General features: G+C 63.5%; 27 protein-coding genes. 16 read left to right on the top strand and 11 right to left on the bottom strand.

Annotation, left to right across the window (positions count from 1 at the left end; translation table 11 throughout):
* Both purD and E2L06_RS06160 read left to right on the top strand, forming a co-directional pair.
* Positions 1-1,293 (top strand): phosphoribosylamine--glycine ligase, encoded by a 1,293-nt coding sequence (purD, locus tag E2L06_RS06165; RefSeq protein ID WP_138779621.1) that lies wholly within the window; start codon positions 1-3, stop codon positions 1,291-1,293.
* Positions 1,294-1,386: 93 nt separating this feature from the next.
* Complete coding sequence (locus E2L06_RS06160) at positions 1,387-2,262, top strand: CPBP family intramembrane glutamic endopeptidase (protein WP_138779619.1); 876 nt, start codon at positions 1,387-1,389, stop codon at positions 2,260-2,262.
* A gap of 294 nt (positions 2,263-2,556) precedes the next feature.
* On the opposite strand, the gene E2L06_RS06155 is transcribed toward E2L06_RS06160, so the two are convergent.
* The 4 genes from E2L06_RS06155 to E2L06_RS21760 form a co-directional block, all read right to left on the bottom strand.
* Complete coding sequence (locus E2L06_RS06155; protein WP_138779617.1) at positions 2,557-3,912, bottom strand: aminotransferase class III-fold pyridoxal phosphate-dependent enzyme; 1,356 nt, start codon at positions 3,910-3,912, stop codon at positions 2,557-2,559.
* A 39-nt stretch (positions 3,913-3,951) separates the two neighbouring features.
* Positions 3,952-5,250 carry an MgtC/SapB family protein gene (locus tag E2L06_RS06150; RefSeq protein WP_138779615.1) on the bottom strand — a complete coding sequence of 433 codons (1,299 nt, stop codon included), beginning with the start codon at positions 5,248-5,250 and terminating at the stop codon, positions 3,952-3,954.
* 103 nt (positions 5,251-5,353) lie between these two features.
* Positions 5,354-5,629, bottom strand: coding sequence for a PadR family transcriptional regulator (locus tag E2L06_RS06145; protein ID WP_008010057.1), 276 nt, complete (start codon positions 5,627-5,629; stop codon positions 5,354-5,356).
* Between the two features lie 448 nt (positions 5,630-6,077).
* The gene (locus tag E2L06_RS21760) at positions 6,078-6,224 is read right to left on the bottom strand and encodes a hypothetical protein (protein WP_171052317.1); all 147 of its coding nucleotides are present in this window, start codon (positions 6,222-6,224) and stop codon (positions 6,078-6,080) included.
* A 511-nt stretch (positions 6,225-6,735) separates the two neighbouring features.
* Here E2L06_RS21760 and E2L06_RS06140 point away from each other — a divergent pair.
* Complete coding sequence (locus E2L06_RS06140; protein ID WP_138779613.1) at positions 6,736-7,461, top strand: TFIIB-type zinc ribbon-containing protein; 726 nt, start codon at positions 6,736-6,738, stop codon at positions 7,459-7,461.
* Between the two features lie 21 nt (positions 7,462-7,482).
* The gene (locus E2L06_RS06135; RefSeq protein ID WP_138779611.1) at positions 7,483-7,971 is read left to right on the top strand and encodes a hypothetical protein; all 489 of its coding nucleotides are present in this window, start codon (positions 7,483-7,485) and stop codon (positions 7,969-7,971) included.
* A gap of 32 nt (positions 7,972-8,003) precedes the next feature.
* On the opposite strand, the gene E2L06_RS06130 is transcribed toward E2L06_RS06135, so the two are convergent.
* Together E2L06_RS06130 and glyA are read right to left on the bottom strand one after the other, a co-directional pair.
* Positions 8,004-8,897 carry a bifunctional methylenetetrahydrofolate dehydrogenase/methenyltetrahydrofolate cyclohydrolase gene (locus E2L06_RS06130; protein ID WP_138779609.1) on the bottom strand — a complete coding sequence of 298 codons (894 nt, stop codon included), beginning with the start codon at positions 8,895-8,897 and terminating at the stop codon, positions 8,004-8,006.
* Between the two features lie 200 nt (positions 8,898-9,097).
* Positions 9,098-10,345 carry a serine hydroxymethyltransferase gene (gene glyA / locus E2L06_RS06125; RefSeq protein ID WP_138779606.1) on the bottom strand — a complete coding sequence of 416 codons (1,248 nt, stop codon included), beginning with the start codon at positions 10,343-10,345 and terminating at the stop codon, positions 9,098-9,100.
* A gap of 164 nt (positions 10,346-10,509) precedes the next feature.
* On the opposite strand from glyA, the gene E2L06_RS06120 reads away from it, so the two are divergent.
* The 7 genes from E2L06_RS06120 to E2L06_RS06090 all read left to right on the top strand — a co-directional run bounded on the left by E2L06_RS06120 (position 10,510) and on the right by E2L06_RS06090 (position 17,671).
* The gene (locus tag E2L06_RS06120; protein WP_138779604.1) at positions 10,510-12,657 is read left to right on the top strand and encodes a hypothetical protein; all 2,148 of its coding nucleotides are present in this window, start codon (positions 10,510-10,512) and stop codon (positions 12,655-12,657) included.
* A 399-nt stretch (positions 12,658-13,056) separates the two neighbouring features.
* Positions 13,057-13,875 (top strand): transcriptional regulator TbsP, encoded by an 819-nt coding sequence (gene tbsP / locus E2L06_RS06115; RefSeq protein WP_138779602.1) that lies wholly within the window; start codon positions 13,057-13,059, stop codon positions 13,873-13,875.
* A gap of 255 nt (positions 13,876-14,130) precedes the next feature.
* Positions 14,131-14,835 carry an RNase P subunit p30 family protein gene (locus tag E2L06_RS06110; protein ID WP_138779600.1) on the top strand — a complete coding sequence of 235 codons (705 nt, stop codon included), beginning with the start codon at positions 14,131-14,133 and terminating at the stop codon, positions 14,833-14,835.
* A complete protein-coding gene (locus tag E2L06_RS06105) occupies positions 14,819-15,451 on the top strand; it encodes a class I SAM-dependent methyltransferase (protein WP_138779597.1) in 633 nt (210 codons plus the stop codon). Before E2L06_RS06110 ends, E2L06_RS06105 begins: the two co-directional genes overlap by 17 nt.
* Entirely contained in the window at positions 15,448-15,933 is a 486-nt protein-coding gene (locus E2L06_RS06100) for an Rpp14/Pop5 family protein (protein WP_138779595.1), read from the top strand. Before E2L06_RS06105 ends, E2L06_RS06100 begins: the two co-directional genes overlap by 4 nt.
* Before the next feature lie 4 nt (positions 15,934-15,937).
* Positions 15,938-16,696: an archaeal proteasome endopeptidase complex subunit alpha gene (gene psmA / locus E2L06_RS06095; RefSeq protein WP_138779593.1), complete on the top strand. Its 759-nt coding sequence runs from the start codon at positions 15,938-15,940 to the stop codon at positions 16,694-16,696.
* 249 nt (positions 16,697-16,945) lie between these two features.
* Complete coding sequence (locus E2L06_RS06090; protein WP_138779591.1) at positions 16,946-17,671, top strand: ribosome assembly factor SBDS; 726 nt, start codon at positions 16,946-16,948, stop codon at positions 17,669-17,671.
* Positions 17,672-17,686: 15 nt separating this feature from the next.
* Here the strand turns inward: E2L06_RS06090 and E2L06_RS06085 are convergent, their stop codons facing one another.
* Entirely contained in the window at positions 17,687-18,004 is a 318-nt protein-coding gene (locus tag E2L06_RS06085; protein WP_138779589.1) for an FUN14 domain-containing protein, read from the bottom strand.
* A gap of 305 nt (positions 18,005-18,309) precedes the next feature.
* Here E2L06_RS06085 and hflX point away from each other — a divergent pair, with 305 nt between their 5' ends.
* From hflX to E2L06_RS06070, 3 genes are all read left to right on the top strand, one after another.
* Entirely contained in the window at positions 18,310-19,611 is a 1,302-nt protein-coding gene (hflX, locus tag E2L06_RS06080) for a GTPase HflX (RefSeq protein ID WP_138779587.1), read from the top strand.
* Between the two features lie 132 nt (positions 19,612-19,743).
* Positions 19,744-20,904, top strand: coding sequence for a thiolase family protein (locus E2L06_RS06075; RefSeq protein WP_138779585.1), 1,161 nt, complete (start codon positions 19,744-19,746; stop codon positions 20,902-20,904).
* On the top strand, positions 20,901-21,260 hold the full coding sequence (locus E2L06_RS06070; RefSeq protein ID WP_138779583.1) for a nucleic acid-binding protein: 360 nt from the start codon (positions 20,901-20,903) through the stop codon (positions 21,258-21,260). The genes E2L06_RS06075 and E2L06_RS06070 overlap by 4 nt, the downstream gene beginning before the upstream one ends.
* On the opposite strand, the gene E2L06_RS06065 is transcribed toward E2L06_RS06070, so the two are convergent.
* Positions 21,257-21,997, bottom strand: coding sequence for a hypothetical protein (locus E2L06_RS06065; RefSeq protein ID WP_138779581.1), 741 nt, complete (start codon positions 21,995-21,997; stop codon positions 21,257-21,259). The two genes, E2L06_RS06070 and E2L06_RS06065, sit on opposite strands and share 4 nt — an antisense overlap.
* A 98-nt stretch (positions 21,998-22,095) precedes the next feature.
* On the opposite strand from E2L06_RS06065, the gene E2L06_RS06060 reads away from it, so the two are divergent.
* Positions 22,096-22,848 (top strand): ribonuclease H-like domain-containing protein, encoded by a 753-nt coding sequence (locus E2L06_RS06060; protein WP_138779579.1) that lies wholly within the window; start codon positions 22,096-22,098, stop codon positions 22,846-22,848.
* 156 nt (positions 22,849-23,004) lie between these two features.
* Here E2L06_RS06060 and E2L06_RS06055 read toward each other — a convergent pair whose 3' ends face one another.
* Positions 23,005-23,286, bottom strand: coding sequence for a HalOD1 output domain-containing protein (locus E2L06_RS06055; protein WP_138779577.1), 282 nt, complete (start codon positions 23,284-23,286; stop codon positions 23,005-23,007).
* 390 nt (positions 23,287-23,676) lie between these two features.
* Here E2L06_RS06055 and E2L06_RS06050 point away from each other — a divergent pair, with 390 nt between their 5' ends.
* Positions 23,677-24,087 carry a MoaD/ThiS family protein gene (locus tag E2L06_RS06050; protein ID WP_138779574.1) on the top strand — a complete coding sequence of 137 codons (411 nt, stop codon included), beginning with the start codon at positions 23,677-23,679 and terminating at the stop codon, positions 24,085-24,087.
* Positions 24,088-24,113: 26 nt separating this feature from the next.
* Here the strand turns inward: E2L06_RS06050 and E2L06_RS06045 are convergent, their stop codons facing one another.
* Complete coding sequence (locus E2L06_RS06045; protein WP_138779572.1) at positions 24,114-25,331, bottom strand: TIGR04347 family pseudo-SAM/SPASM protein; 1,218 nt, start codon at positions 25,329-25,331, stop codon at positions 24,114-24,116.
* Positions 25,328-25,666 carry an Htur_1727 family rSAM-partnered candidate RiPP gene (locus E2L06_RS06040; RefSeq protein WP_138779571.1) on the bottom strand — a complete coding sequence of 113 codons (339 nt, stop codon included), beginning with the start codon at positions 25,664-25,666 and terminating at the stop codon, positions 25,328-25,330. Before E2L06_RS06040 ends, E2L06_RS06045 begins: the two co-directional genes overlap by 4 nt.
* Between the last annotated feature and the right edge of the window lie 96 nt (positions 25,667-25,762).

Below are 25,762 nucleotides of genomic sequence, written 5' to 3'. Positions count from 1 at the left end.
ATGCGAGAGAACGTTCTGTTGATCGGGGGTGGCGGCCGCGAACACGCCATCGCCCGCGCGCTCGAGGATAGCGAGGCCGACCTCTATGCCTGTGCCGGCAACAAAAACCCCGGCATCGCCCGCATCGCAGTCGGGTTCGAGACGCTCGAGACGACCGACCCCGACGCCGTCGTCGACTACGCCGAGGAAGTCGACGCGACACTGGCCGTCATCGGCCCCGAAGCGCCGCTCGACGCCGGCGTCGCGGACGCACTCGAGGACGCAGGCATCTACGCCTTCGGTCCGAAGGAAGCCGACGCTCGCATCGAGACGGACAAGGCCTTCCAGCGCCGGTTCATGGCGGAGAACGACATCCCCGGCTGTCCGGACTTCGAGACGTTCGACGACATGGACGCCGCCTGCGAGTTCATCGACGAGTACGACGGTGACCTCGCGATCAAGCCCGCCGGCCTCACGGGCGGCAAGGGCGTCAAGGTCATCGGCGATCAGGTCACGCCCGAGGAGGGCAAGGAGTACATCCGCGAATCGGATTACGACCGGATCGTCCTCGAGGAACGGCTGATCGGCGAGGAAGTGACGATCCAGGCCTTCGTCGCCAACGGCGCGTTCGAAACCGCACCCGCAGTGCAGGACCACAAACGCGCCTACGAGGGCGACGAAGGGCCGAACACCGGCGGTATGGGGAGCTACTCCGACGCGACGAACGACCTCCCGTTCATGAGCGACGACGACTACAAGGAGGCCGTCTCGATCATCGAGGCGACCGTCGACGCCCTCGAGGACTACCGTGGCATCCTCTACGGTCAGTTCATGCTGACCGAGACCGGCCCCCGTGTCATCGAGTTCAACGCTCGCTTCGGCGACCCCGAGGCGATGAACACGCTGCCGGTCCTCGAAACGGACTTCCTCGACGTGCTCACCGCGGCACGGGACGGCGAGGCCCCGCCGGAACTCGAGTTTGCCGACCAGGCGACAGTCTGTAAGTACGCCGTGCCGGAGGGCTACCCGACGGACCCCGAGGCCGGCGCGAAGGTGCAGGTCGACGAGGAGAGCGCGGGCGACGCCCTGCTGTACTACGCCAGCGTCGACGAGCGCGACGACGGCATCTACACGACGACCTCCCGGTCGTTCGCCGTCGTCGGCGTCGCCGACTCGATCGACGAGGCCGAGGAAATCGCCGAAGACGCCCTCGCGGTTGCCGGCGACGAGGGCCTGCACATGCGCCACGACATCGGGAAAGCCGACCTCGTTCAGAGACGGATCGACCACATGAACGAACTCCGCGGCGAGTAACACCGTCGCTGCGTTCTTTCGGTCCTGTTCTCGTTCCCAGTCCGTGAGAGCGAACGCACGCCTTCATCGTTTCAGCGAGCCGTGACGTTGGGTATGGACGCCACGTCACGGTCGACAGCCCAGACGCGAGTGCGGCGGGCGCTCGAGCGCTCGCAGCCGTGGGCCTTTCCGACGCTCTATTTGGGCTGGGCGTACCTGTTCTGGCTCCCGATCGTCGCCTCCGGCGAGTCGGTGTGGTCGGTTCCGAATGTCGGGCTGTTCCTCGTCGGCGGGATGAGTCCGCTGCTCGCAGGGCTGGTGTTGCTATGGCTTGAGGACGGCCGTGCGGGCATCGCCGATCTCCGGCGACGGCTGACCGATCGCGACCGCATCGAGCCCCGCTGGTGGCTGGTCATCGCCCTCTTCTATCCGGCGTTCAATCTGCTCGCCGCCGGCGTCGCGCTCGCGACCGGGTATACGTCGGCGCCGCTCGAGGTCATCACGACCGACCGCCTGCTCGATCCGTCGGCACTGCTCCTATTGGTCGCCGTCGCGCTCGTGTTTCCGACGATCGAGGAGATCGGCCTCCGTGGCTACTGGTTCGATCAATTGCAGGCGCGCTGGAGCGCGCTGGTGGCGAGTTTGATCCTCGGCGTCGTGTGGGCATCGTGGCACGTGCCACTTGTCTATATGGCCGGCTACTACGAGGGAACGACCTTCGATCCGGCGCTGTGGTGGTGGCTCCCGAGCATCGTGCTCACCGCCATCATCGCCACGTGGGTCTACAACAACACACAGCGAAGCGTCCTCGCCGTGATCGGGCTGCACTCCGTCGGTAATCTGACTGGTGAGACAATCGGATTTAGTCCCGAGTTGTACCCGGCCGTCCACCTTGGGACTGCCCTCGTGGCGATCGTGCTGGTCGTCGGCTGGGGCCCTGAGTCGCTTCGTGGCTGGGGACAGCCCCGTCCCGTGTCAACGCCATCGTAATCGTCCCGTCGTGATGGGCGGGCACGATCACCGAGTCGAACGCGCCGTTGATGCCAGCACTATAGTAGCCACTGACAGTCACTGCACACCCGATCGCACGACGGAGACGCGGTTCGGAGCGACGACGTGAGCAAGAACCGCGGACTGTACGATCGGTGTGTGAATCGTTTCAGTTGTTACTATAGCGAGCGACCCAGAGTATCCGCGGCTGAGGCGGACTCCTGTCAGTCAGTGCCGGCCGTACCTGTCCAGCAGGTCCACCGGTCACTCGGGACGGCAGACCGTATGAGAGTGTCACATCGGGTCGGTCGCGGCGGCGTCGATCGCCTCGAGCAACAGCCTCGCCCCGAGCTCGATCTCCCGTTCGGTCACGTCCAGTGGCGGCAGCAATCGTAGCGTCTTGAAGCCACAGCCGAGTGTCAGCAACCCACGGGAGAACGCCGCCTCGAGGACCGTATCCCGGCGCGCTTTGGTATCGAACTCGACGGCGAGCATCAGGCCGCGACCGCGAACGTCGATCACGCCCGGGGCATCGCCATCGGTGACGGCGTCTGTGAGTATCGCCCGGAGTTGACTCCCACGTTCGCGGACGTTCGCGAGCAGATCGGCTTCGTGAATGACGTCGATCGTGAGCACGCCTTGCATGGCGGCGATGAAATCGCCGGCACCCCACGTCGAGGAGAGGCGACTCTGCTCGGTGGGAAACACGTCGGACCGGGAAATCGTCGCGCCCACGCGGAGGCCCTTTCCGCTCGCGATGACGTCCGGCGTGAGCTCGAGGTGATCGACGGCCCACAGTTCGCCTGTCCGGCCCAGTCCGGACTGGATCTCGTCGGCGATGACCCGGAGGCCGTAGCGCTCGCGGAGCGCCTCGAGATCGCGGGCGAACTGGGGGTGAGCGACGCGGTAGCCGCCTTCGCCCTGAATCGGCTCGATGATCACGTAGGCGACTTCGTTGGGGTCGATCACGCCGCGGTCGGGATGGAGCATATCGGCGACGACATTGCCACCGGGACCGTCGGTCCGCCAGCGGGTGTCGTATTCCTCGTCAGTGGTTGGGTAGGGAACGCTGACGACGCCCGGAATTTCCGGAAAGCCAGTTCGGTGGACGGCTTTCGAGCGGTTGAGCGAGAGTGCCCCCAGTGTGCGGCCGTGGAACGCGCCGTCGAAGGTAAACGCCCGGTGGCCACCGGCGGCGTAGCAGATCTTGATGGCGTTTTCGACGGCCTCCGCCCCGGAGTTCGAGAGGAAGACCCGATCCATGTCGTACTGGTCCGTCATCGCGACCAGCCGATCCATGAGTTGGGTCGGACCCGGGAGCTCCGGGTCGTCGGGTGGACCACCACCGCTCACGTAGAAGTCCTGGCCGGCGATCTTCAGCGGATCGACGAGGTCGAATTCGCGGAGTCGCTCGCGGATCGCGGGGTTGTTGTAGCCAAGCGGCGAGGCGGCGACGTGACTCGTGAAATCCAGCAGGACGTTGCCGTCGACATCGGTACAGAACGGGCCGATCGCTTCACCACTGACATCCCAGACGAACTCGTAGACGTACGTACTCGGGGCGGCGAACCGGTGGTGGTAGTTGACCCACTCACGGGCCCGCTCGCCGGGGAGGTCGTCGACTGCTGGCTCGGCCGTTGCGCGGTCCATATGGTACCACTAGGCACGGATGGATAAAGTTACTCAGTCCTAAACGACGACGAGCACCGACGCGAGCGCACCGCCGATCAGCAGGATCGCGCTGTAGGCTGCGACCCGGTTCCGGAAGCCAGTGTTCGTCGACGTCGACGCCAGCAGGGCCTTGACCACGATGCTCGAGACCGTCGCGAGCAGGATGGCGATGGTCGCCTCTGGCCCGCCCAGTTGGCCGCCACGGTAGAGGACGACCGCGGAGGTGGTCGCGCCGGCACTCGAGACGAAGCCGCTGGCGACGGCAGTCGCGTAAAAGCCGAGCGTCCCGAACCACGTTTCAGCAAGCGAGCCGAAGACGAGCACGCCGAGAAAGACGACGCCGAACCCGAGCGCGTTTCGCAACGAGAACGGACTCTCGAGTTCCATCGGGCCGGACTCGTCCCAGTCAGCAGTGAGCGCGGCGACGGCGAACGCGAGGACGATCACGGCTCCGAGCGGCACGATCGCCTCGACGAGGATTTCGGAGTCGCTACCGGCAGTAAAGCCGACCGCGATCGCGAGGTTGCGCGCGGCCATCGCGGCGTTTGCGAGCAAGATCGCGGCGACGGCATACGAGGCCGCCTCGGGTCGTTGCTTGACGTGATCGAGCATCGTCCCGACGACGGCCGTCGAAGACGCCAGCCCGCCGAAAAAGCCCGTGATTGCGATCCCGCGACCGCCATACGTCGTGACGATCGCGTAGTTGGCGATGCCGATTCCCGCGACGGCAACGACCATCAGCCAGATGACTTGCGGCTCGAGGGGAATCGCCAGTCCGACGAACTCGACGGTCGTTTCGGCGGGGAGGATCGGATAGATGACGAACGCGAGGATGGCGAACTCTATCGTCGAGCGCATCTCCTCGTGGGAGAGCCCCCACGCGAACTCGTGGAGTTCGCGCTTCAAGACGAGCAACAGCGACGAGAGCACGGCGACGGTGACCCCCTCGAGAATGAAGCCGACAGCAACCAGCGCGCCGACGCCGTAGGCGACGAGCATCGACACCGATGTCGTCAGGGAGAGTCCCGCCTCGTCATCGCTCATGAGCCCCTGGACCGCGAGCAACACTCCCTGGACGATCACGAGGACGCCGCCGAGTACCAGTAGTCCCTCGCCGATGGGTGTCTCGCCCTCGACGGCGAGGACAGTAAAGACGGCCGCGAGCAGGCTGATCAGCGAGAACGTCCGAATGCCGGCGGACTTCTGAGACCACTCGCGTTCCAGCCCGAGGAACATGCCCAGTGCACCGGCCAGTGCGATCCGCACGACTGTCTCCTCGAACGGCGCGTCGGCGACCTGCAGCGCGACCTCGTTCACCCCCGACCGTTCACCATGGTCGCATATAAGCAACCCGCCGACGGCAACTCGATCTGTCCTCGAGCGCTGCTATCGCGGGTACTCGACGAAACACGGACCCGGACTAGAGATCGACGTACTGTTCTTCCCACTCGCGGCGGGCCTCGAGTTCGCGCCGGCCACGACGAGTGAGTGTGTAGAAGTTTGTTCGGCGGTCGCGTCGGCCCTTTTCGACCAGTCCCTTGTCGACGAGGGTGTCGAGGTTGGGGTAGAGCCGACCGTGGTGAATTTCTTTCTCGTAGTACTGTTCGAGCTCGTCTTTGATCGCCAGTCCGTGGGGCTCCTCCTCGCCAGCGATGACGTAGAGCAAGTCACGCTGAAATCCTGTCAGGTCGTACATTGGGAAAGTACCAATCGCACTTACTGTCGAATTTTAATAAGGCTATCGGGTTGTTTCGATCGAAAGAGGGTTATTACCAGCGAGACGTGTCGTTTCGAGTGCGAGAGACCCATAATGACTATGACGAATCGGTCGACGATGCTCCCATAATGTGCGGTTCATGTTTACAGTCCAGATATTTTGTTTCGACACAATTATATAGGATTATCCATCACTAGAGACTTCGGTGTGAGAGTACAGACGAGTCTCACCAGTCGGCAATAGTACAGTGAAACAGGAAAGCAGATCGCGTGACGGGAAAAGTGTCACGCGACCGCTTGCCGCCCTGAATTGGTCCCCGCTGACGCTTCGGCCCTCCAAGCGAAGCGTCACGTAGAAGACTACGTTGTGTGTACTTAAATGTAACGGCAGTGCTGACAGCAGGCGCGGACTCCGATCCGACCCTCGATTAGATATGTTCCTCCTCGAGTACCCAGCCGAGTGCTCGCTTGTAGTAGGTAAACATCTCTTCGACGCCGTCGTGGCGCATCTCGTCGCTCTCTAACTGCTCTTTGAGGAACTCGTACTGTTCGCGGATTTCAGCTTCGTCTCGCATACTCGTCACTATCAGGCGAGAGCGGAAAAGCACCGCTACACGATGTCAGTCACGCTCGCTTCACGACGGTTCGCGACGGGTGAGCCCGCATACCGTTTCAGACGGAAACACCTGTCTTTCCGGGACGAAACGATGCGGAGCGACCGTGTGTCTCCGTATAGCCGTTCGGTGAATGGGTCCGTTCGAACAGCATCTACAGACCACACCGACCCGGGGTGGTTCCCTAGATGCTGTCGTTGCAGTCGTTAATTGGCTGTTGATACTGCCGGACAGAGCGACGTGCAGCCGGTCGCGACGTCGCGGCCGCCCCCACCGGTGACGGTCGCACGCATGCGGCCGGCGTCGTCGTGACTGCTGTCCAATCGATGAGCGACAGTCGTCCTCTCGGTGTCCGTTCGGCCACCTAACCACCGCCGTGGACCGTCGCTTGCGTCTCACGATTTGTCAGTGGCGATGACGTTCTCGAGCCGGGTCCGGTGAGATTTTTTGTGTTCCGTCCGTAGCGAGCGCTATGAAAATCAGGGGCGAGCGCGAATGTACGGAGTGTGGGACCCGGTGGTCGTACTACGAGACCGGGAGCGTGGGCTGTCCGGCTTGTGGGAGCCTCCAGAGCATTGGCGTCGACGAGCGGACTGAGCATACTGATATGCAGGTCACGTTCGATCTGACCCCCGTTCGAAACGCGATCGACGAGGTCGACGCCGACGATCTCGCTGAACGGGCTCGCGATCGGTGTCGAGAGTACGTTCGCCGCCGCGGGTTCGTCAACGCCGGCACCCTCCGCGACCTCGACGATACCTATCTGGCCGCGATCGAACTGCTCCACGTCGCCGACATCGTCGCCCGTGAGATCCACCTCGACGAACGCGAAGAGATGTACTTCCTTGCCCTGCTCCGCGACGCCGATCAAGGCAAGCGCCCGCCCGTCGCAGACGTTCCGAAATCGCTTCGCGCCGCTCGCGGCCTTGCGTATGCAAACGCCGTCCGCGAGTATCGTCGAGACATCCGCACGTGGGCAGCGGACCGAGAACTGGCCACGAGCGAACGGGGAGCACTCGAGACGCTCGGCGAACACGTCACGCGGGTTCGGATGCTCGACGGTGACATCGAACCACGGACTGCCGAACGATTGATCGAGGCGACCCGCGACTTGACAAACGGCCTACGCGGCGACAAGGTGGCGTTCTCGCAGGCCCAAGAGCGGCTGGCGAGCCTCGAGTTCGGTCCAGCGACCTGAGAAATCAACCAACGAGCGCCAATGAGAGCGAAGCCGTCAGCATCGACGTTTGACGAACGGCAAACGTTATTGGCGTGGGTAAGACCGGTCATCATCGTCCTCTCGATCCCACCGCTCGTGGTCACGAGTATCATCGTCGTCGGTGAAAGCGGTGTCACGACGGGATCGATCGGAGTGATCGCCGCGGTCGTCGCTCCAAGCCTCGGCATGCTCCCCTTGCTGAATCGATCCGAACTTCGAACACGGGTCTACGACGATGGCGTTTACTTTCGCTTTCAGCCGTTTCATCGCTCGTGGCGATCGATTTCGTTCGACGAGATCGACGACGTTCAACGGAGCGAGCGCCGCGCCTTCCAGCACGGGATTCGCTGGACGAGATGGGGCTGGGAGTACCGGCCCAACGCCAGCGAGGGCGTCGAAATATATCGGGCAGCGGAGCGTCCGATCTTTCTCGGCTCCGAGCGACCCTCCGAACTACGGCTAGCGATCGAAGAAGGAATGCGAGCGTAATCGATCGGCAAATCGCGCCTCTCGAGCCGGTCTCAGGGCAGGTCCACCGCGACGTCTTCCTGCAGGCTCGCGGCTTTGACGGTATTATATAGCAACATCGCGCGCGTCATCGGGCCGACACCGCCGGGAACCGGCGTGATGGCGCTTGCCTTCTCCTTTGCGCTCTCGAACTCGACGTCGCCGACGAGTTCGTAGCCCTTCTCAGTGTCCGCGTCGACGCGATTGACGCCCACGTCGATCACGACCGTTCCGTCCGAAATCATCGAGCCGTCGACGAGTTCCGGGACGCCGGCGGCAGCGACGACGACGTCTGCACGCCGGGTCTTTTCCGCGAGGTCTTCGGTTCGGGAGTGACAGACCGTCACCGTCGCGTTGCCGTCGTCTGCCTTCTGGATCAGCAGGTTCGCCAGCGGCTTGCCGACGATGTCAGACCGGCCGACGATCGTCACGTCCTTGCCCTCGGTGTCGACGCCGGCCGACTCGAGCAGCTTCTGGACGCCGTGGGGCGTACAGGGTCGGAACCGGGCGTCACCGGCGACGAGCCGGCCGACGTTCTCGGGGTGGAAGCCGTCGACGTCCTTCGCGGGATCGACCCGGCGGATCACGTCACGATAGTCGACGTGGTCCGGCACCGGCGCTTGGACGATATAGCCGTGAACGTCGTCGTTGTCGTTGAGGTCCGCGATGGTGTCGAACAGTTCCTCGGCCGGAGCGTCACCGTCGACGTCGACGTGGTGGCTCTCGATGCCGACCTCCTCACAGTCACGCTGTTTCATGTTTACGTAGGTCTGGCTCGCCGGATCGTCGCCCATGAGGACGGTCGCCAGCCCCGGCCGTGCGCCCGCGTCTGCGAGTGTCTCAATCGCCTCGGTCAGATCGTCTCGAATGTTACTCGCAACCGCGTTGCCGTCGATGATCTCGGTCATTACTCGAGTGGGCGACCGCGAGGCTCATTAATCCCCGGATTCGTGCGTAGAATCGCCCTCAACTCGGCTCGAATATACACGTTTGTGAACAATCGCCGCAGAACTGCCCGTCGACTCAGTCGGATCGTGTCGGCAGGAGTACCTGCCGCTTGCGAGTACTGGCAGCGAACCGTCAGCAGCGAAAACGGGTAGGTCGTCAGTTACTCGTACAGCGGGTTCTCGTCACACAGCGTCGCGACTTCCTCGCGGACCTCCTCGAGGACGCTCTCGTCGTCGGGACTGTCGACGACGCGGGCGATCAGGTCGGCGACTTGTCGGCAGTCGTCCTCGTCAAAGCCACGCGTGGTCAGCGCCGGCGTGCCGGCGCGGATGCCGCTGGGGTTGAACGCCGAGCGCGTCTCGCCGGGCACCGTGTTTCCGTTGAGGACGATGCCGGCTTCCTCGAGCGCTTCTTCGGCGTCGCCGCCGCTCGTATCGGGGTGGCTCTCGCGGAGGTCGACGAGCACGAGGTGGTTGTCAGTGCCGTCCGAGACCAGCGAGAAGCCGTGTTCGGAGAGGCGCTCGCCGAGGGCCTTCGCGTTCGCGATCGTCTGCTCGGCGTATTCTTCGAACTCCGGCTCGAGGGCTTCCTTGAAGCCGACGGCCTTGCCGGCGATGTTGTGCATAAGCGGGCCGCCCTGTCCGCCGGGGAAGACGGCGGCATCGATGTCGTCGGCGTACTCCTCGTCACACATGACGATGCCGCCACGGCCCGAGCGGATCGTCTTGTGCGTGCTGCCGGTGACGAAGTCGGCGACGCCGACCGGCGAGGGGTGGACGCCGGCGGCGACGAGGCCCGTGATGTGAGCGATGTCCGCGAGGTGGAGCGCGTCGACCGCGTCGGCGGCCTCCTGAATCCGTTCCCACTCGACCTCACGCGGGTACGCGGAGTACCCCGAGACGATGATGTCGGGGTCGAACTCGGCCGCGTGCTCGGCGAGTCCGTCGTAGTCGAGATAGCCCGTCTCGGGGTCGACCTCGTACTGTTCGACCTCGTAGAGTTGGCCCGTGAAGTTCGCCGGGTGGCCGTGGCTGAGGTGGCCGCCGTGGGTCAAGTCCAGCGAGAGGATCTTGTCGCCGGGCTCGAGCATCGCGAAGTAGACGGCCTGATTTGCCTGCGTGCCCGAGTGGGGCTGGACGTTGACGTGTTCCGCGCCGAACAGCTCCGTCGCGCGGTCGATCGCGAGCTGCTCGACCTCGTCGGCGTACTCACAGCCGCCGTAGTAGCGCTCGCCAGGGTAGCCCTCGGCGTACTTGTTCGTCAGGGCGCTGCCCTGCGCGTCGAGGACGGCCTCGCTGACGTGGTTCTCGCTGGCGATCATCTGCAACGTCTCTCGCTGGCGCTGTACCTCGCCCTCGAGGGCGTCGGCGACGGCGGGGTCGACGTCCCGTACCTTGTCGTGGTCCATATCCGAAATGCGGTCTGGCGGCTGTATAAGTGTACCTTTCCCGGGCAAGCCAAGCCAGTACCGCTGGCTAGAACAGCGGAGCGATCGCCGGACGACGGTAGTTCTCCCATAGTCAATTACCATCCGATACAACTAACTCATCCGAATGACATTCATCCAACCAAATGATAGAGTGGACGGCCGACGGCAACACGCTCCACGTCATCGACGCGGATAACGCGGAGCTGACGGTCAACGGGCCCGACCTCTCCGTCGACCATCTCGACGTCGACATCCCGCGGCCCGTCGACGAGACGCTCGTCGTGACGGCTGACGAGCTTCGCTTCCCCCACGCGGTCGTCTACGCGTTCTCGCTCGAGCGCGAGGACCACCGTGAACTCGACCCGAGTGGCGAGCCACTGTCGCTGTCGCCTGGCGAGTACATCGTCGACGTCGACACGGAGATCAAGTCTTACCTCCGATTTTCCGGCGCGGCGACCATCACAAAAACCGACAACTACGAGGAGATCGTCGTCTCCTTTCCGCACCGAACGCGCGTCGTCCTCGGCTTCCGCTGTCGCCACGAGTTCCCCGCGGGAACGATCACCGTCCCCGACTCCCCCTCGGCCGTCGCCGACGCCATCACACATCTGGCCGCCTCGCACAAGACAGCCAGTCCCGATCGCTCGTATCCCACGCTCCGAGGCCATCCGGCCCTGCTCGAACAGGGTGACTCCCTCGAGATCCCCGACTGCATCCGATCTGCAACCCCTGACCACGGGATCGAACTCGTCGTCCCGCCCGACTACGAGTCGCTGTTGGTCACCGCGCCGCTTGCCTACTACCTGCAGGCGACGGTCCGGACGATCGACGACTGCCGTCGCACCGCTGCCAGTTCGGACCCGGGCCGTCCGCGGCTCCGACTCGTCGGCCGCGGGACCGACGTGGCACTCTCGCCGATGCCCGAGTTAGAGCGCGACGTGGGACGACTGCTCCGAAAGACCTTCTTCCTCGACTGTCTCGTCCGCAACGCTGGCCCCTATGGGACGACACTCGCCGAAAGCAGTCTGCTCGAGCAGCTCGAACTCGACGCCAACACGCTGTACGACGCCTCACCGCAAGCTCGGCTCGCAGCCTATCTCGACGTGCCCTTCGCGGCCATCAAACACCGGTTCCCCGAGTGGCATCTCTCGACGTACGTCACACCCGCGTACGAGAGCGTCGAAACGCTGCCGTTCCTGCTCGACCGACTGAGCATGATCTACACCCCCCGTATCTCCGAACTCGAGGGACAGGAACTGGTCGAGCGCTCGCTCGAGGATTTCTATCGTGGCCCCGGTTCCAAAAACGGCTGGACCGAGCGGCCGTGCGCTCCGTCCGCGGCCAGGGCCACCACCGGGCAGGTCGCTTCGGTCGACATCGTCAAACCCGACCTCCGGAGCGGCCGCGCCCACGGCTGGCTGGCCGACGGCGTCCCGATCGACGTCTTCAAATCCGCGCCCGAGGCCTACGACAACCGCCTCGACTTCCTCGAGCGAGCGAGTGACGCGATCTCGATCTGTGTCGTCCTCAACGACCCGAAGATGGCCGGCGAACACGACCGCGTCGCCGACATCTACCGCCAGCGTTCCGAGGAGCTGACGATCGACCTCGCTGTCGAAGAATCGCTCGAGACGGCCGAACTCGCCCGCGTTTTCGAGAACGGCTACGACTTCGTCCACTACATCGGTCACTGCGAAACCGGCGGGCTATGCTGTCCGGACGGCACGCTCGCAGCCGCGAGTCTCGAGCGCTGTACTGCCCAGACGTTTTTCCTCAACGCGTGTGGCTCCTTCCATGAGGGACAGACCCTGATCGAGCGTGGCAGCGTCGCCGGCGCGGTGACGTTCACCAAAGTCCTGAACGATCACGCTATCAAGGTCGGCTCGACGTTCGCCAAACTGCTGGTCCACGGCTTCAGCATCGAACGGGCGATGGATCTCGCCCGCCGGCGCATCATGATGGGAAAAGACTACGCCGTCGTCGGCGATGGGACACATTCGCTCACGCAGGGCGACCGGCCACCGACCACCGCACGGCTCGAGGAGTTCGAGGATGACGGCCGTGAAACGCAGTATCTCTTGTGTCTCGACTGTTACTCGACGCGAGCAGCCGGGTCGTACTACTTTCCACACACCGAGACCAACGAGTACGCCTATCTCTGTGGGAACGCCTCGAGGTTTACGCTGACGGAACCGGAACTGGTCACGATGCTCAAAGAAACCGAGACCGCTGTGATCTACGACGGGGACATCTACTGGTCGGACGCCCTCTGGCCGCGATTCGATCGGTAACTCCCTTACGGACCGCCGTACGTGCTGACCCGCTCTGTCCGCACAGTGTTACGTGACGATCGAGTGTGGTCCGGTTCGAGCCACCCTCGGCCGATGGCCGATCGAACGACCCACCACAGTCGGTTCTGTCGAACACACATACGATAGCAGAGTAACACGTTTATTTCTTATAGTTATTGGTACTAGCAACGAAAACCGGACCTCAGTTGCTCTATTACCAATCATCGTTTCCAATTGTATCTCTATCAACGCACATGTGTATAAGAGATAGCAGTATTTGGTAGGCGAACCAACGGTTTCATGGACAAAAATTACCGGATCAGCCGGGGGACGAGAAGTTCTGCTGTGCAAACGGCCGCCAAAATTAAGTACCGTGTTCCCAATTACTTCTGTATAGGCATGACCTCGAATTTACTCAACCATCAGATTGACGATATTCTCGAGTCCGTGCTCGAGGATGCGAGCGGTGATATCTTCATGGTAAATCCATCCCACGACGCCATCGAAGAATTCGTCGCCGTCGCCACCGGATTCGACGGCGACCTGCCGTCGGTCCACATGCTCGCCGACGAGCGTACGCTCAAAGACATCATGGGCGATTTCATCGTCGCCTCGAACGCGGCCGACCTCATCAGCGAGGGTGCACTCGCCCTGCGAACGCTCGAGCAGGCCCCCGAAAACTCGCTTTTGGTCACCGAAGATCGTGTCGTCGCTGTCGTCCGCGCCGGCGACCGCGTCGGCGGCCTCGTCACCGACGCTCAGGATTTCGTCGCGGATACCTACGCGACCTACGAGGACCGCTGGGCCGACGCGTCCGAATTCAACCTCCGGACGCCACCGATCACGGACGTCCGCGAAACGCTCGCCGACGAGATCAGCCCCGACGCCGAAGACGACTTCACCGCCATTCTCGACTCGCTCGAGACCGCCCGTGGCGACGGCGATGGTCTCGACGAGGTCACCATCTCCTTGCTCGTCGCCGCGAAAAACGAGGCCCTGCTCTACGACATCAGCAAGTGGGGCGAAGACGTCGGCATCGCCTCCAAGGCCACCTTCTCGCGGACGAAGACCAAACTCGAGGACATGGGCCTGATCGACACCGAGAAGGTCCCGATCGACGTCGGCCGCCCGCGACTCCGTCTCAAGATCGGCGACGAGCGGCTCATGGAAGCCGATAACGGCCAGCTCGCGACGGTGGCGCAGTCGATTCTCAACTAACAACCTTTTACACTGCGTTCTGGCAGGCTGACGACAGCGTAGCTGTCGCACAGCCTGCCGTCACTCGGTAAAAGGTTGATCAAAAGCACTCCTCCTCCCCGTTGGGTCGGTCGTCGGCCCGCTCGCTCACCCTCGGGTTCGCTCGCGGTGAGGTCGGGTAACGGCCTGCGCTCCCGGCCACGGCATTCTGAGGTGATTCGAGAGGTGCGACTGGATGGCGCAAACCCCAAGTCGACCCCGTGAGACGATCCGAGTATGTACGAGGCCGTCCACGCCCACCCCGACGGACAGAGTACGGTCGCCAGACTCGCGAAAACGGCGGCCGACTACGGGTTCGAGGGCGTGGTCGTACGCAATCATGCCGACGCTCGAGCCGAATACGACCCCGATCGAATCCGCGACGAGTACGGGATCGACGTCGTCGAGGGTGTCGAAATTCGGACCACCGATCGACAATCCGCCAGCGGTGCGGTGGGAAACTATCGGACCACCGAAACGATCGTCGCGGTCCACGGCGGGACGAACGCGATGAACCGGTTTGCAGTCGAACAGGCGAAAGTCGACGTTCTCGCACACCCGATGGCCGGCGACGGTGATATCAACCACGTGCTCGTGAAAGCCGCCGTCGAGAACGGGGTCCGCCTCGAGTTCGACCTCTCGGGGATCCTCCGACAGAGCGGCGGTCGGCGAGTCCGAGCCCTGCAGTCACTGCGAAAGCTCCGGGAGATCGTCGACCACTACGACGCGCCCTACGTCGTCAGCGCCGAGCCGATCTCACACCTCGAGGTGCGCGCCCCCCGTGAACTCAAAGCACTCGGCGAGGAGATCGGCCTCACACGTGAGTTCATCGAAGACGGACTCGCGGAGTGGGGACGGCTCGCCGAGCGAAACCGCCACATCCACTCCGAGTCGTTCATTGAGCCGGGTGTCGAACGGGGCAAGTATGAAGAAGAGCCTTGAGGAACACGCCGCCCGGTTCGACGAGAAAGCTGGCGCGTACGACGACTCGAAGTCCGAGGAGTACCACGCCTGTGCGAATTTGGTCGTCGAGCACGCCGCGCCCGAACCCGACGATGTCGTCCTCGATCTGGCCACTGGGACCGGTGCGATTGCGCTCGCGCTCGCCTCCGACGCAGCCCGCGTCGTCGGCCGCGACATCAGCGAGGGCATGCTCGAGCAGGCTCGGCAAAAGGCCGACGAGGCGGGCCTCGAGAACGTCGAGTTCGGTCACGGCACGTTCCGAGAACCCGACTATGAGGGACCCGCCGATATCGTCACCACGAACTTCGCGTTCCACCACCTCTCGGACAACGAAAAACGCGAGGCGATTGCAGTCATCGCCGACCTCGAGCCTCGAAAATTCGTCCTCGGCGACGTAATGTTCTTCGGCGATCCCGACCCCGACGACCCCTTCTATACGCCCGCCGTCGACGATCCGGCGACCGTCGGCACCCTCGCTGACGCCTTTACCGACGCGGGCTTCTCGCTGACGGCCGTCGAGCGTGTCCACGATCAGGTCGGCGTGCTGGTCGCCGAACGGAATCCGAGTGACGGCGACATGACGACCGACGAATGAAACACCTCCCGAAACACCTCCGGCCGCGCTGGCGCTATCTCGCCATCGAACTCGAGACGTGGCCCGACGAACACATCGGCAGACGCTCGTTCCAGCGCGAGGTGTGGTATGCGGGCCAGAACCTACTCGGTGATCCGGGTAGTGCCGACGCCGATCTCACTGTCATGCGGTTTTGGTTCGCCGATGGCCGGGGCGGGGCGATCGTCAGGGTTCGTCGGGGCGAGACCGAACCCGCTCGCGCGGCGCTTGCGTGTCTCGACGAGATCGACGGCGCTCCCATCGGCGTTCGCGTCCGGGGTATCAGTGGCACGATCCGTGCCGCTGAAGAAAACTATTTACGGCGACGCGGGCAAGAATCCGAAGAGAGAAACGTCGTGTTCGGGAACGAGGAGCGAGTCGCCATCCTCCGGGATAGCGTTGGAGATGTCCGACTCGATGAGACGTTCGCGGGCGCGACAGACCTCGATTACGATTTAGCGTGATACTATGCAGGGACAAGCCCAACAGCAGGCGTACGACCGTGGCATCACGATCTTCTCGCCCGACGGCCGACTCTACCAGGTCGAGTACGCTCGCGAGGCGGTCAAGCGAGGCACAGCCAGTATCGGCGTCCGAACGAACGACGGCGTCGTACTCGCCGTCGACAAACGAGTCCCCTCCCCGCTGCTCGAGGACTCAAGCGTCGAGAAGATTCACAAGGCAGACGACCACGTCGGCATCGCCAGCGCGGGCCACGTCGCCGACGCCCGCCAGCTGATCGACTTCGCCCGCCGTCAGGCCCAGGTCAACCAGCTGCGCTACGGCGAGCCGATCGGCGTCGAGACGCTGACCAAGGAGGTCACCGACCACATCCAGCAGTACACCCAGGTCGGCGGTGCCCGCCCGTTCGGTGTCGCGCTGATCGTCGGCGGCATCGACAACGGCGAACCGCGCCTGTTCGAGACCGACCCCTCGGGAACGCCCTACGAGTGGAAGGCCCTGGCCGTCGGTGCCGACCGCGGCGAACTCCAGAATTACTTAGAGGAGAACTACGACGACGAAGCTGATCTCGACGGCGGTATCCAGCTTGCCCTCGACGCGCTCGCCTCGGTCAACGATGGCTCCCTGCTCCCCAACGAAGTGGGGCTGGCGACCGTCGACGTCGAAACCGAGACCTTCGAACAGTTCGACGCGGATCGGATCGAGGATTACCTCACCGAGAACGAGCTTCTCGACACCGGTGAAGACGACGAAGCCGACGAGTAACCCCTACTGAGACGGGCTGCTGTCCCGATGTCCCAGTGGGACCGCAGGGCAGGTGGCGGTCCCACCGGCACCCACTGACAGGAGTCCGTACGATCCGTTTTCGCGTTCGCTTACCACTCCTCGAGACCCCTGTCTCGGTCTTGCCGTCTTGTCGCGCCGACGCCGGCCCGTACCCACCGACGCCCGTCCACACCGATCGGGGTCGCTCGTCGGGAAACACTCTTTAAATTGGCGCGGGAATCGTGAGGTATGATTTCGCTCGACGAGGCGGTGACGGCGCGACTCGAGTCACACGGGGCGCGCTTCGAAGTGCTCGTGGACCCGGATGCAGCGCTGGCGATCAAACGCGACGAATTCGAGGGCGACTTGGAGGACGTCATCGCAGCCGAGGACGTCTTCGAAAACGCCTCCCGTGGGGATCGACCGGCTGAGAGCGATCTCGAGAAAGTCTTCGATACGACGGAGCCACTCGAGATCATCCCCGAAGTGATCAAACAGGGGGAGATCCAGATCACGGCCGATCAGCGCCGCGAGATGCAAGAACAGAAGCGCAAGCAGTTGATCGACACGATCACGCGCAACGCGGTCAACCCGCAGATGGATAACGCGCCCCACCCACCCGAACGGATCGAGAACGCCTTAGAGGAAGCTGGCTTCACCGTCGATCCGATGGAGCCGGTGCAGGCACAGGTCGACGACGCGCTCGACGCGCTCCGCCCGGTCATTCCGATCCGGTTCGAAGAAGTGACCGTCGCGGTCCAGGTGCCGGCCGACTACGCCGGCAGTGCACAGGCCCAGATCCGACAGTTCGGTGACTTAGAACGCGAAGAGTGGCAAAACGACGGCTCGTGGATCGGTGTGCTGACGTTCCCGGCGGGACTGCAAAACGAGTTCTACAACGAGGTCAACGAATACACCAGCGGCGAAGCCGAAACGGAGATCGTCAAGGACAAGGACGATCTGAAGACGCGATAGCGGACGACCAGCGACTCATCCGCGCTTGAAGCCGATTAGGAACCCACCGGTAAAGCCCGCGCCGATCGACAGCGTCGAGACGAGCGACTGGACCCAGTGGTTGTTCGCTGCGTGCTGTGCGTGGTCCCCCGTTTGGAGAATCCCCGCTGAGAGACGGTTCCAATCCACCGTGATGATACCCTGAGACTCGAGATAGCGAAAGATCATCAGCTGGACGCCAACGATGACCGCGAGCACCTTCGCGATCTTTTTGGCGGCGAAGCCGATGAGACCCCCGATAACGGCACCGCCGCCGAACTCGAGGCTGAGTGCGGTCGGATCGAGGTCGATCATCGTCCGGATTCATTCGAGTCGGCTCGTATGACTGTTATGATCGGCCGCTGTTCACCGGCATACACTGTTGTCAATTGAACCGAAGCCAGACTGCCGCAGGGCCATCGTGCGATCAGGTGTGCGAAGCGAATCGGCAGACAGGATCGGGCACTGGATTCAAGACGACTCGTCGCGTACGAGCAGGTATGAGCCACGTCCGTCCAACGGAGGTGTTCGACCGGCATCGTTAGCGTACCCGGGTCACTGCGGCAGTGTCCGTCTCGTCGATATGCCCGACCACGCCCGGAGGACGCAGCTCTCTCTGCATGAACACGATAATCGTCAAACGCGTCGATTCAGGCACGCCCGACACGAGCGAGATTCGCGATCTGGCCCGGGCGGCGGGGTACACCGTCGTCGGCGAAGTTACACAGTCCAGACGGGCCGATCCAGCCCTCCAGATCGGCGAGGGGAAAGCCGAGGAACTGGCCGCGTTAGTCGAGGAAACCGACGCGACGACCGTCATCTTCGACAACCGGCTCGGTCCCTACCAGACGTACAACCTCGGTAAGCTCCTGCCCGAGGGCGTCGAGGTCATCGATCGGTTTACGCTCATCCTCGAGATCTTCGGCCAGCGCGCACAGACGCGCAAGGCCCAGCTACAGGTCGAACTGGCCGAACTCCGCTACGAACTGCCCCGTGCGGAGGCAAAGACCAGCCTCGCAAAGCGCGAGGAACACCCCGGCTTCATGGGGCTGGGCGAGTACGACGAGAGCCGCGAGCAGGACATCAAAGCCCAGATCAGCCGGATCAAAGACGAGCTCGAGCGGATCGAGCAGACCGAACAGCAACGCCGAGAGCGCCGACGTGACTCGGGGTTCGATCTGGTCGCGCTAGCCGGCTACACCAACGCGGGCAAGTCGACCCTGTTGCGTCGGCTCGCGAGCGATCTCGACGTTTCCGAAAACGAGGGCCTCCATCCGGATCTGGATGCGACGGCCGAATCCAAGGACAAGCTCTTCACGACGCTCGGCACGACGACTCGGCGGGCGGCCATCGACCGCCGAGACGTGCTGGTGACCGACACCGTCGGCTTCATCAGCGATCTGCCCCACTGGCTGGTCGAGTCGTTCAAGTCGACGCTCGATTCCGTATACCGGGCGGATCTGGTCTTGCTCGTCGTCGACGTCAGCGAGCCGATCGACGAGATCCACGAGAAGCTCGTGACCTCTCACGATACCCTCTACGAGCGCAACGAAGCCCCAATCGTCACCGTCCTGAACAAGATCGATCAGGTCAGCGACGCGGAACTGGCCGAGAAACGCGAGGCGCTCTCGTCGCTCGCGCCGAATCCAGTCGCGGTCAGCGCCAAGGACGGGCAAAACGTCGACCGGCTGCTCGAGCGGATCGACGAGGAACTGCCCGACTGGGAGGAAGAACGGCTGTTGTTGCCGATGACCGACGACACGATGAGCGTCGTCTCGTGGCTTCACGACAACGCCCACGTCGACGACGTTACCTACGGGGATGAGGATGTCGTCGTCTCCTTCGAGGCTCGACCCGCTGTGGTCTCGCAGGCGCGCTCGCGCGCGAGCGAGTTGCGGACGGCCGCGGCCGAATCCGCGTGAGCCTCGAGTCGGTGTCGACGGCGGTCGATTACTGGTGGGTGGTATCGTGGGCTCATGTTGAAATAGTGAGTCAAGCAGCGAACACTGTCACGACCCCCCACATATAAACCACTGACTAGAGTCACCTTGAGTATGGAACGTGTTGCAATCATCGGTGCCTCGATGACCCAGTTTGGGCAACGCGAGGGCGAGTGGATCACGGACCTCCTCGCGGAGGCCGGTATCGAGTGTCTCGAGGATGCAGGTGTCGACGCCGACAACGTCGAACATCTGTACGTCTCGAATATGGCAAGCGGCGAGTTCGAGGGACAGACGGGCGTCCCGAACGCGCTGGCACACGACTTGGACGCGATGCCGGCGTACACACAACGGATCGACCAGACGAGTTCCAGCGGCGGTGCGGGGATCTTCGCCGCCTGGCAGTCGGTCGCCAGCGGGGCAAGCGACATGACGCTGCTCGTCGGTGGCGAGAAGATGACCCACAAGACCACCGGCGAGGCCACCGACGTGATCGCGTCGCTGACCCACCGCGCTGAGTACAAAACCGGCGTCACGCTGCCGTCGTTTGCCGGCTTGACCGCACGCCACTATCTCGAGCGATTCGACGCGCCTCGCGAGAGCCTGGCGAAAGTCGCGTCCAAGAATCACAAAAACGGCGTCGACAACCCCAAGGCCCAGTTCCAGAAGGAGGTCGACGTCGAGACGATCCTCGAGTCACCGATCATCGCGGACCCGCTGCGACTGTATGACTTCTGTCCGATCACGGACGGGTCGGCGGCGCTGATGCTCTGTCCCGAGTCGGTCGCCGAGGAGTACACCGACGACTACGTCGTCATCTCGGGGATCGACGGCGCGACGGACACCCACGTCGTCCACGAACGCGAGGACCCGACCGTGATGGGCGGCGTCGTCGAGAGCGGCGAGGGAGCCTACGAGATGAGCGGCCTCGGACCCGACGACATCGACGTCGCCGAACTCCACGACATGTTCACCATCCTCGAGTTCCTCCAGATGGAGGGACTCGGCTTCGCCGAGCACGGCGAGGCCTGGAAACTCGTCGAGGAGGGATACACTGAGCGAGACACCGGCGAACTACCGATCAACACCTCGGGTGGCCTCAAGTCGAAGGGCCACCCACTGGGGGCAAGCGGCGTCGCACAGGCAGTCGAGATTTACGAACAGCTCATGGGCGAGGCGGGCCCGCGCCAGGTCGATGCTGAGACCGGCCTGTGCTGTAACGTCGGCGGCTTTGGCAACTGTGTGATTACTACGATTATGGAGGCAGCACAATGACGATGGACGCGACACGCTACGAGGACGGTTCGATCAGCTACCCCGGCCACCCGCGCGGTCCCGGTGGCTCGAATCCGGCGGAAACGATCGATCTCAGCGAGTACACCGCTGAAGTCGTGACGTGGACGACCAGCACCGCGACGCCCCCGGGCGTCCGCGAGCCAAACCACCTCGCGATCCTCGAGTTCGACGTAGATGGCGAATCCGTCCGCGCGATCGGCCAGCTGACGACCGGCGACGTCGAAACCGGCGACGAGGTCCAGCCGGTCCACGTCGACGAACTCCGCGAACCCGGTGCCGGCATTCGCGAGCCCGAGAGCCAGGACTGGGACGGCTACCGGTTCGAACCCGTCTAAGGTCGCTCGTCTCCGCCACCGCTTTTTTCAGATCCGTCAGCGTCCGACGCACCGGTGTCGTCGGCATCGTCATCGTCGCTCACACTCGAGTCGGTAGCGTCCTCGCCGTACTGATCTCGCAGCGTCTCGAGTTCGGCGTCGACGTCGACCGCAGAGTCGGATTCGTCCGAATCCTCGTCGGCCGTCTCCTCGGCGTCGCTTGGCGGTCCGTCGGCGATGTCGATCGAGATCCCGGTCGCCGCCGATCCTGACGCGCTCGATTGGGAGGCCCGGTCGGTGGCCTCCCGGAGACGCGTATCGACGTCGTCGCGAAGCTGGCGTGCTTCAGAGAGGAGGTCTCGTGCCCCCTCGTCTGCGGGTAGACTCCCCTCTGAGACGGCCCGGTTGAGTTCAGTCAGGACCATATCAAGCTGCGAGAGCGTCGTCCGTCGAAGCTCGCTTGCGCGGTCGCTCGTCGCCTCGGCGGCCGCCGACGTCCGGTCGCGAGCCGCCCGCTCGGTTCGGACGATTTGCAGACCTCGCTGGAACGCCTCGAGCGCGCGAACGTTCGCCTCGAGGATGGCCAGCGCGGCGGGAAGCGCCACCTCGTCGGTGAGTCGGAGCAACTCTCGCGGTGTCGGCGGTCGTAGCGGCGGCCGAAAGCGCCGGCGAGGCTCCTCGAGTTCCGTTTGAAGCTCGTCGATCGTTCGCGTCAGTTCGCGAACGGCATCGGCGAGTTCGTCGTCGCGATCTGTCATACGTGTCCTACGGCCGCGCGGCTCAAAAAGTGGACGCTCAGCGTATTGGGTTCCAGCCGATCCAAGCGTTTTTAGCCCCACCGAACCCCTGAACGGGTGTGCGAATCGAGAACAGCTTCATTCCCGTTCGTGGCGTCGGAGAAACCACCGAACGACGCCTGTGGGAAAACGGCGTGACTCACTGGGACGAGTTCGACGGCAGCGTCGTCGGCTCGACGCTCGCGGATCGGATCGAGACGTTCATCGACGAAGGTCGAACCCACCTCGAGCGTGGCGATGTCTCCGTCTTCGCGGAGGCGCTGCCTGCCGCGAGTCGCTGGCGGTGCTACGAGAACGTCCGCGGTGAGACCTGCTTTCTGGATATCGAGACGACCGGCCTCAGCGCCGAGACGAACCACGTGACGACCGTCAGCCTCCACCGTGGTGGCGAGACGAAGACGTTCGTCAACGGGCGCGATCTGACGGGCGACCGCCTCGTACGCGAACTCGAGGAATCGTCCCTGCTCGTCACCTTCAACGGACAACGCTTTGACGTTCCGTTTCTCGAGACGTGTTTCGACGTCGAGGTCGACGTGCCCCATGTCGACCTCATGTACCCGTGCAAGAAAATCGGGCTCAACGGCGGGCTGAAAGCGATCGAGCAAGAATTAGGTATCGATCGGGACATGCCCGACATCAGCGGCCGCGATGCGGTGCGTCTCTGGCGTGAGTACGAACGCGGTGATGAGGGTTCCCTCGAGACGCTTATCGAGTACAACCGCGCAGACACGGCCAATCTGGAACCGCTGATGGAAACCGTCGCCGACCGACTCCACGAGCGTGTCTTCGAGGCTGCGATGGCCGACGAGTGAGTGGATAGCGGTGAGACCGGAGACCGAGTCAACGTTCTGCCCGCTCCGGGAGACAGAGTACAGCGACGACTGTGCAGTCGCTCGTCGCCCCGGAGATAGCTTACCTGGCCGACCCTGCGTGTGGTGAACGCAGGGCGGACTTAGAAAGAGCCGCCTTCACTCGAGGTCGGACACCTCGACTTCGCCGTCGCTCGTGACGACGATCCGGTAGCCACAGTAGGAGAATTCGACGCGGCCGGTCGGTCGCTCGCGGCCGTTCTCGCGGGTCGCAAAGAGTGCGTCGAGCGCCTCGGGATTGATCACGTCGTAGAGGGCGTCGTATTCGGGCGGTTCGAGCTCGAGCGGGTCGATGCCTTCACGCTCGGCGACGGCCTCGATCACGTCGAAACTTATTGATTGCCCGACTGTCGGTTCCGAGCGATCGACTGAGAGTAGCATTGGCCGGATTCTTACATCGATCCAGTATAAATCCTCTGACCTCAATCTGATCGCAAAATCCAATTCTGCTCGTTAACGCCCGAATGTGTGCGATAATGTATTTGTTATACGCTATAACAACCATCATTTTATTGATTTCGCACTGTTCTAAGCTATTCAAGAACTGATATCAATCGGACAATCATCGATTGTAGCGGCGGTAAAACCGCAAGCCTACGGCCCCGTTTGAACCGGTCGCGTTACATGTTCGGCACGAACTCTCTCATCGTCCGCACCGTGTCCGCGCTGGCGAGTGGTGGATCTCGAGGGAGCAGACGACGAGCAGTCACAGCCAGACCCCGAATATGTTCGCAATGGTGTGTTTACACGTGTGGGTCGTACAGTTCCCGCATGGGAGCTAACCGAGTCACCGCCACCGAGCCAGACAGTCGAAGCGATGCTACGACGACAGTGACGGTCCGCTGTACTGGCCACGTCCGCGACGCTGTCGGCAGTCACGAACTCGAGTTCACGTTCGATGGCACCCGGCTCCGGGACTTCCTCGAAGCCTTTTTCGAGGAGTACGGGCTCGAGGACATGCTCATCGCGGAAACCGAGTCCGAGGCGACCCACAGCGGGTGGGCACCGGTACCCGACGACCTGCCCGGGACGTGGCGCAAGAATCCGGAGGGCGACCAGACCCGACCGTACGCGCGGGTCTGTGTCAACGGTCGGTTCAACGAGCACCTCGGTGGGTTCGAGGCGGAACTGACCGATGGCGACCGCGTCGCGCTGATCTATCCCTTCATGTTCTGCTGTTGAGCGACCCCGTGTCGACGGTGACGGACTCAGTCTGCGGCACCGCCGACCATCGATCCCATTTCTCCACCGCGAACCTCGTCATCGGAGAGGTAACACTGCGGGTCGGGTTCGAAGAGGTCGCCGGTCGACGCCAGCGCGCGCAGTCGCGAGGCGCCGCGACAGATCGACTGATACTGGCAGTCCGCACACTTTCCTTTCAGGTGCTCCTCGCGGTTGCGAAGCGCCTCGAGCAGCGGGTTCGACTCGTCTTCCCAGATCTCGCCGAAGGGCCGGTCCCGGACGTTGCCGAGACTGTAGCCCTGCCAGAACTGGGTGAGGTGGACGTTGCCCTGATAGTCCACGTCGGCGATCCGTTCGCCGGTCGGGTCCCCGCCGTTTCGCTCGAGGTAGTCGTAGACCGCCTGTGCTTTCGCCTCGCCGAATTCCTCGCGGGCGTACTCGACGAGGAAGGCCGCGTCGGCGTAGTTGCCGACCAGCAGGGTCTCGATCTCCTCGCCACGGTCGTGGTACTCGAGGGTCATGTCTGCGACGCGGCGAACCGCCTCGCGTTTCTCCTGTGGGGAGAGGTCGGCGTCGACGATTTCGGCCCCGCGGCCGCCGTAATCGAGGTGATAGAAACAGAACCGATCGAGCCCTTTCTCGGCGAGCAGGTCGACGACTCCCTCGAGGTCGGGCGCGTTGGCCTCGGTGATCGTGTATCGGAGGCCAGTCTTGAGGCCGACGTCGAGACAGTTCTCGATGCCGCGGACGGCGGCGTCGAACGCACCCTCCTCGCCGCGGAACCGATCGTTTCGCTCGGGGAGGCCGTCGACGGAGATGCCGGCGTACTGGAGCCCGGCGTCTCGCAGCGCCGTAGCTTTCTCGCGGGTGATGAGGGTGCCGTTGGAAGATAGTACCGGCCGGAGCCCCTGATCGGCCGCATAGGAGACGAGTTCGACCAGATCGTCGCGCACGAGCGGTTCACCGCCGGAGAAGAGCACGACTGGTGCGCCGTAGTCGCCGAGCTGGTCGAGGAACGCCTTCCCTTCGGCGGTCGTGAACTCGCCGGACGCGGGCTCGAGGTCCGCACCGGCGTAGCAGTGCGAACAGTAGAGGTTACATCTGCGAGTGGTGTTCCAGACGACGACCGGCCGCCGCTGTTTCTCCTCGGTGATCTGTGGCTTCTTCGAGCCCTCGGCCGCGTCGTAGCGCAGGCCGTCGCCCTCCGCGTCGAGATCACAGAGCAGCTTGCTGATCGAGATCACGCGTCTTGCACCTCCGTGGCGTGTGCCGTCTCTTCGGACTCGCGCGGCTCGTCGCTGTCTCCGACGGCCTCGTCCGATCGGTCGTCGGCCGCAGCCGCGAGTCCCTGTGTCGAATACCGTTCGACCGCATCGGCAGGGCACAGCCAGATGTCGTCGGCATGCCAGCCGAACAGCCGGGATGCGTGTTCGTGCGCTTCCGTCCCGCTGGCGGCGGAGACACTCCCGGCGTGGCGCATCGGTTCGTCCGCTTCGGGGCGGATGAAGACCTCCCACTGCGGGGTCGGGTTCCCTCGCTCGTCACGTTCGACGTGCGTCCGGCGTGCGTTCTCGACCATACGGACATCTACGAGACAACACCGAAGGCCGTTCCGCGACCTCCCAGCACGCGGGAATACCTCACCGGCCGGCCGACCATCTTCACGTCGGGTCGA

This window comes from Haloterrigena sp. H1, from assembly GCF_005938085.1.
Taxonomy (GTDB): domain Archaea; phylum Halobacteriota; class Halobacteria; order Halobacteriales; family Natrialbaceae; genus Natrinema.
This window is presented reverse-complemented; position numbering and strand designations above follow the sequence as displayed.

Excerpts from the sequence above, each read along its gene's own strand:
- E2L06_RS06120 (WP_138779604.1), top strand. The coding sequence starts at position 10,510 with ATGATAGAGTGGACGGCCGACGGCAACACGCTCCACGTCATCGACGCG.
- E2L06_RS06105 (WP_138779597.1), top strand. The coding sequence starts at position 14,819 with ATGAAGAAGAGCCTTGAGGAACACGCCGCCCGGTTCGACGAGAAAGCT.
- E2L06_RS21760 (WP_171052317.1), bottom strand. The coding sequence starts at position 6,224 with ATGCGAGACGAAGCTGAAATCCGCGAACAGTACGAGTTCCTCAAAGAG.
- E2L06_RS06155 (WP_138779617.1), bottom strand. The coding sequence starts at position 3,912 with ATGGACCGCGCAACGGCCGAGCCAGCAGTCGACGACCTCCCCGGCGAG.
- E2L06_RS06065 (WP_138779581.1), bottom strand. The coding sequence starts at position 21,997 with ATGACAGATCGCGACGACGAACTCGCCGATGCCGTTCGCGAACTGACG.
- E2L06_RS06050 (WP_138779574.1), top strand. The coding sequence starts at position 23,677 with ATGGGAGCTAACCGAGTCACCGCCACCGAGCCAGACAGTCGAAGCGAT.
- E2L06_RS06055 (WP_138779577.1), bottom strand. The coding sequence starts at position 23,286 with ATGCTACTCTCAGTCGATCGCTCGGAACCGACAGTCGGGCAATCAATA.
- E2L06_RS06075 (WP_138779585.1), top strand. The coding sequence starts at position 19,744 with ATGGAACGTGTTGCAATCATCGGTGCCTCGATGACCCAGTTTGGGCAA.
- psmA (WP_138779593.1), top strand. The coding sequence starts at position 15,938 with ATGCAGGGACAAGCCCAACAGCAGGCGTACGACCGTGGCATCACGATC.
- E2L06_RS06140 (WP_138779613.1), top strand. The coding sequence starts at position 6,736 with ATGAAAATCAGGGGCGAGCGCGAATGTACGGAGTGTGGGACCCGGTGG.
- E2L06_RS06040 (WP_138779571.1), bottom strand. The coding sequence starts at position 25,666 with ATGGTCGAGAACGCACGCCGGACGCACGTCGAACGTGACGAGCGAGGG.
- E2L06_RS06090 (WP_138779591.1), top strand. The coding sequence starts at position 16,946 with ATGATTTCGCTCGACGAGGCGGTGACGGCGCGACTCGAGTCACACGGG.
- hflX (WP_138779587.1), top strand. The coding sequence starts at position 18,310 with ATGAACACGATAATCGTCAAACGCGTCGATTCAGGCACGCCCGACACG.
- E2L06_RS06110 (WP_138779600.1), top strand. The coding sequence starts at position 14,131 with ATGTACGAGGCCGTCCACGCCCACCCCGACGGACAGAGTACGGTCGCC.
- E2L06_RS06160 (WP_138779619.1), top strand. The coding sequence starts at position 1,387 with ATGGACGCCACGTCACGGTCGACAGCCCAGACGCGAGTGCGGCGGGCG.
- E2L06_RS06145 (WP_008010057.1), bottom strand. The coding sequence starts at position 5,629 with ATGTACGACCTGACAGGATTTCAGCGTGACTTGCTCTACGTCATCGCT.
- E2L06_RS06130 (WP_138779609.1), bottom strand. The coding sequence starts at position 8,897 with ATGACCGAGATCATCGACGGCAACGCGGTTGCGAGTAACATTCGAGAC.
- glyA (WP_138779606.1), bottom strand. The coding sequence starts at position 10,345 with ATGGACCACGACAAGGTACGGGACGTCGACCCCGCCGTCGCCGACGCC.
- E2L06_RS06100 (WP_138779595.1), top strand. The coding sequence starts at position 15,448 with ATGAAACACCTCCCGAAACACCTCCGGCCGCGCTGGCGCTATCTCGCC.
- tbsP (WP_138779602.1), top strand. The coding sequence starts at position 13,057 with ATGACCTCGAATTTACTCAACCATCAGATTGACGATATTCTCGAGTCC.
- purD (WP_138779621.1), top strand. The coding sequence starts at position 1 with ATGCGAGAGAACGTTCTGTTGATCGGGGGTGGCGGCCGCGAACACGCC.
- E2L06_RS06135 (WP_138779611.1), top strand. The coding sequence starts at position 7,483 with ATGAGAGCGAAGCCGTCAGCATCGACGTTTGACGAACGGCAAACGTTA.
- E2L06_RS06070 (WP_138779583.1), top strand. The coding sequence starts at position 20,901 with ATGACGATGGACGCGACACGCTACGAGGACGGTTCGATCAGCTACCCC.
- E2L06_RS06085 (WP_138779589.1), bottom strand. The coding sequence starts at position 18,004 with ATGATCGACCTCGATCCGACCGCACTCAGCCTCGAGTTCGGCGGCGGT.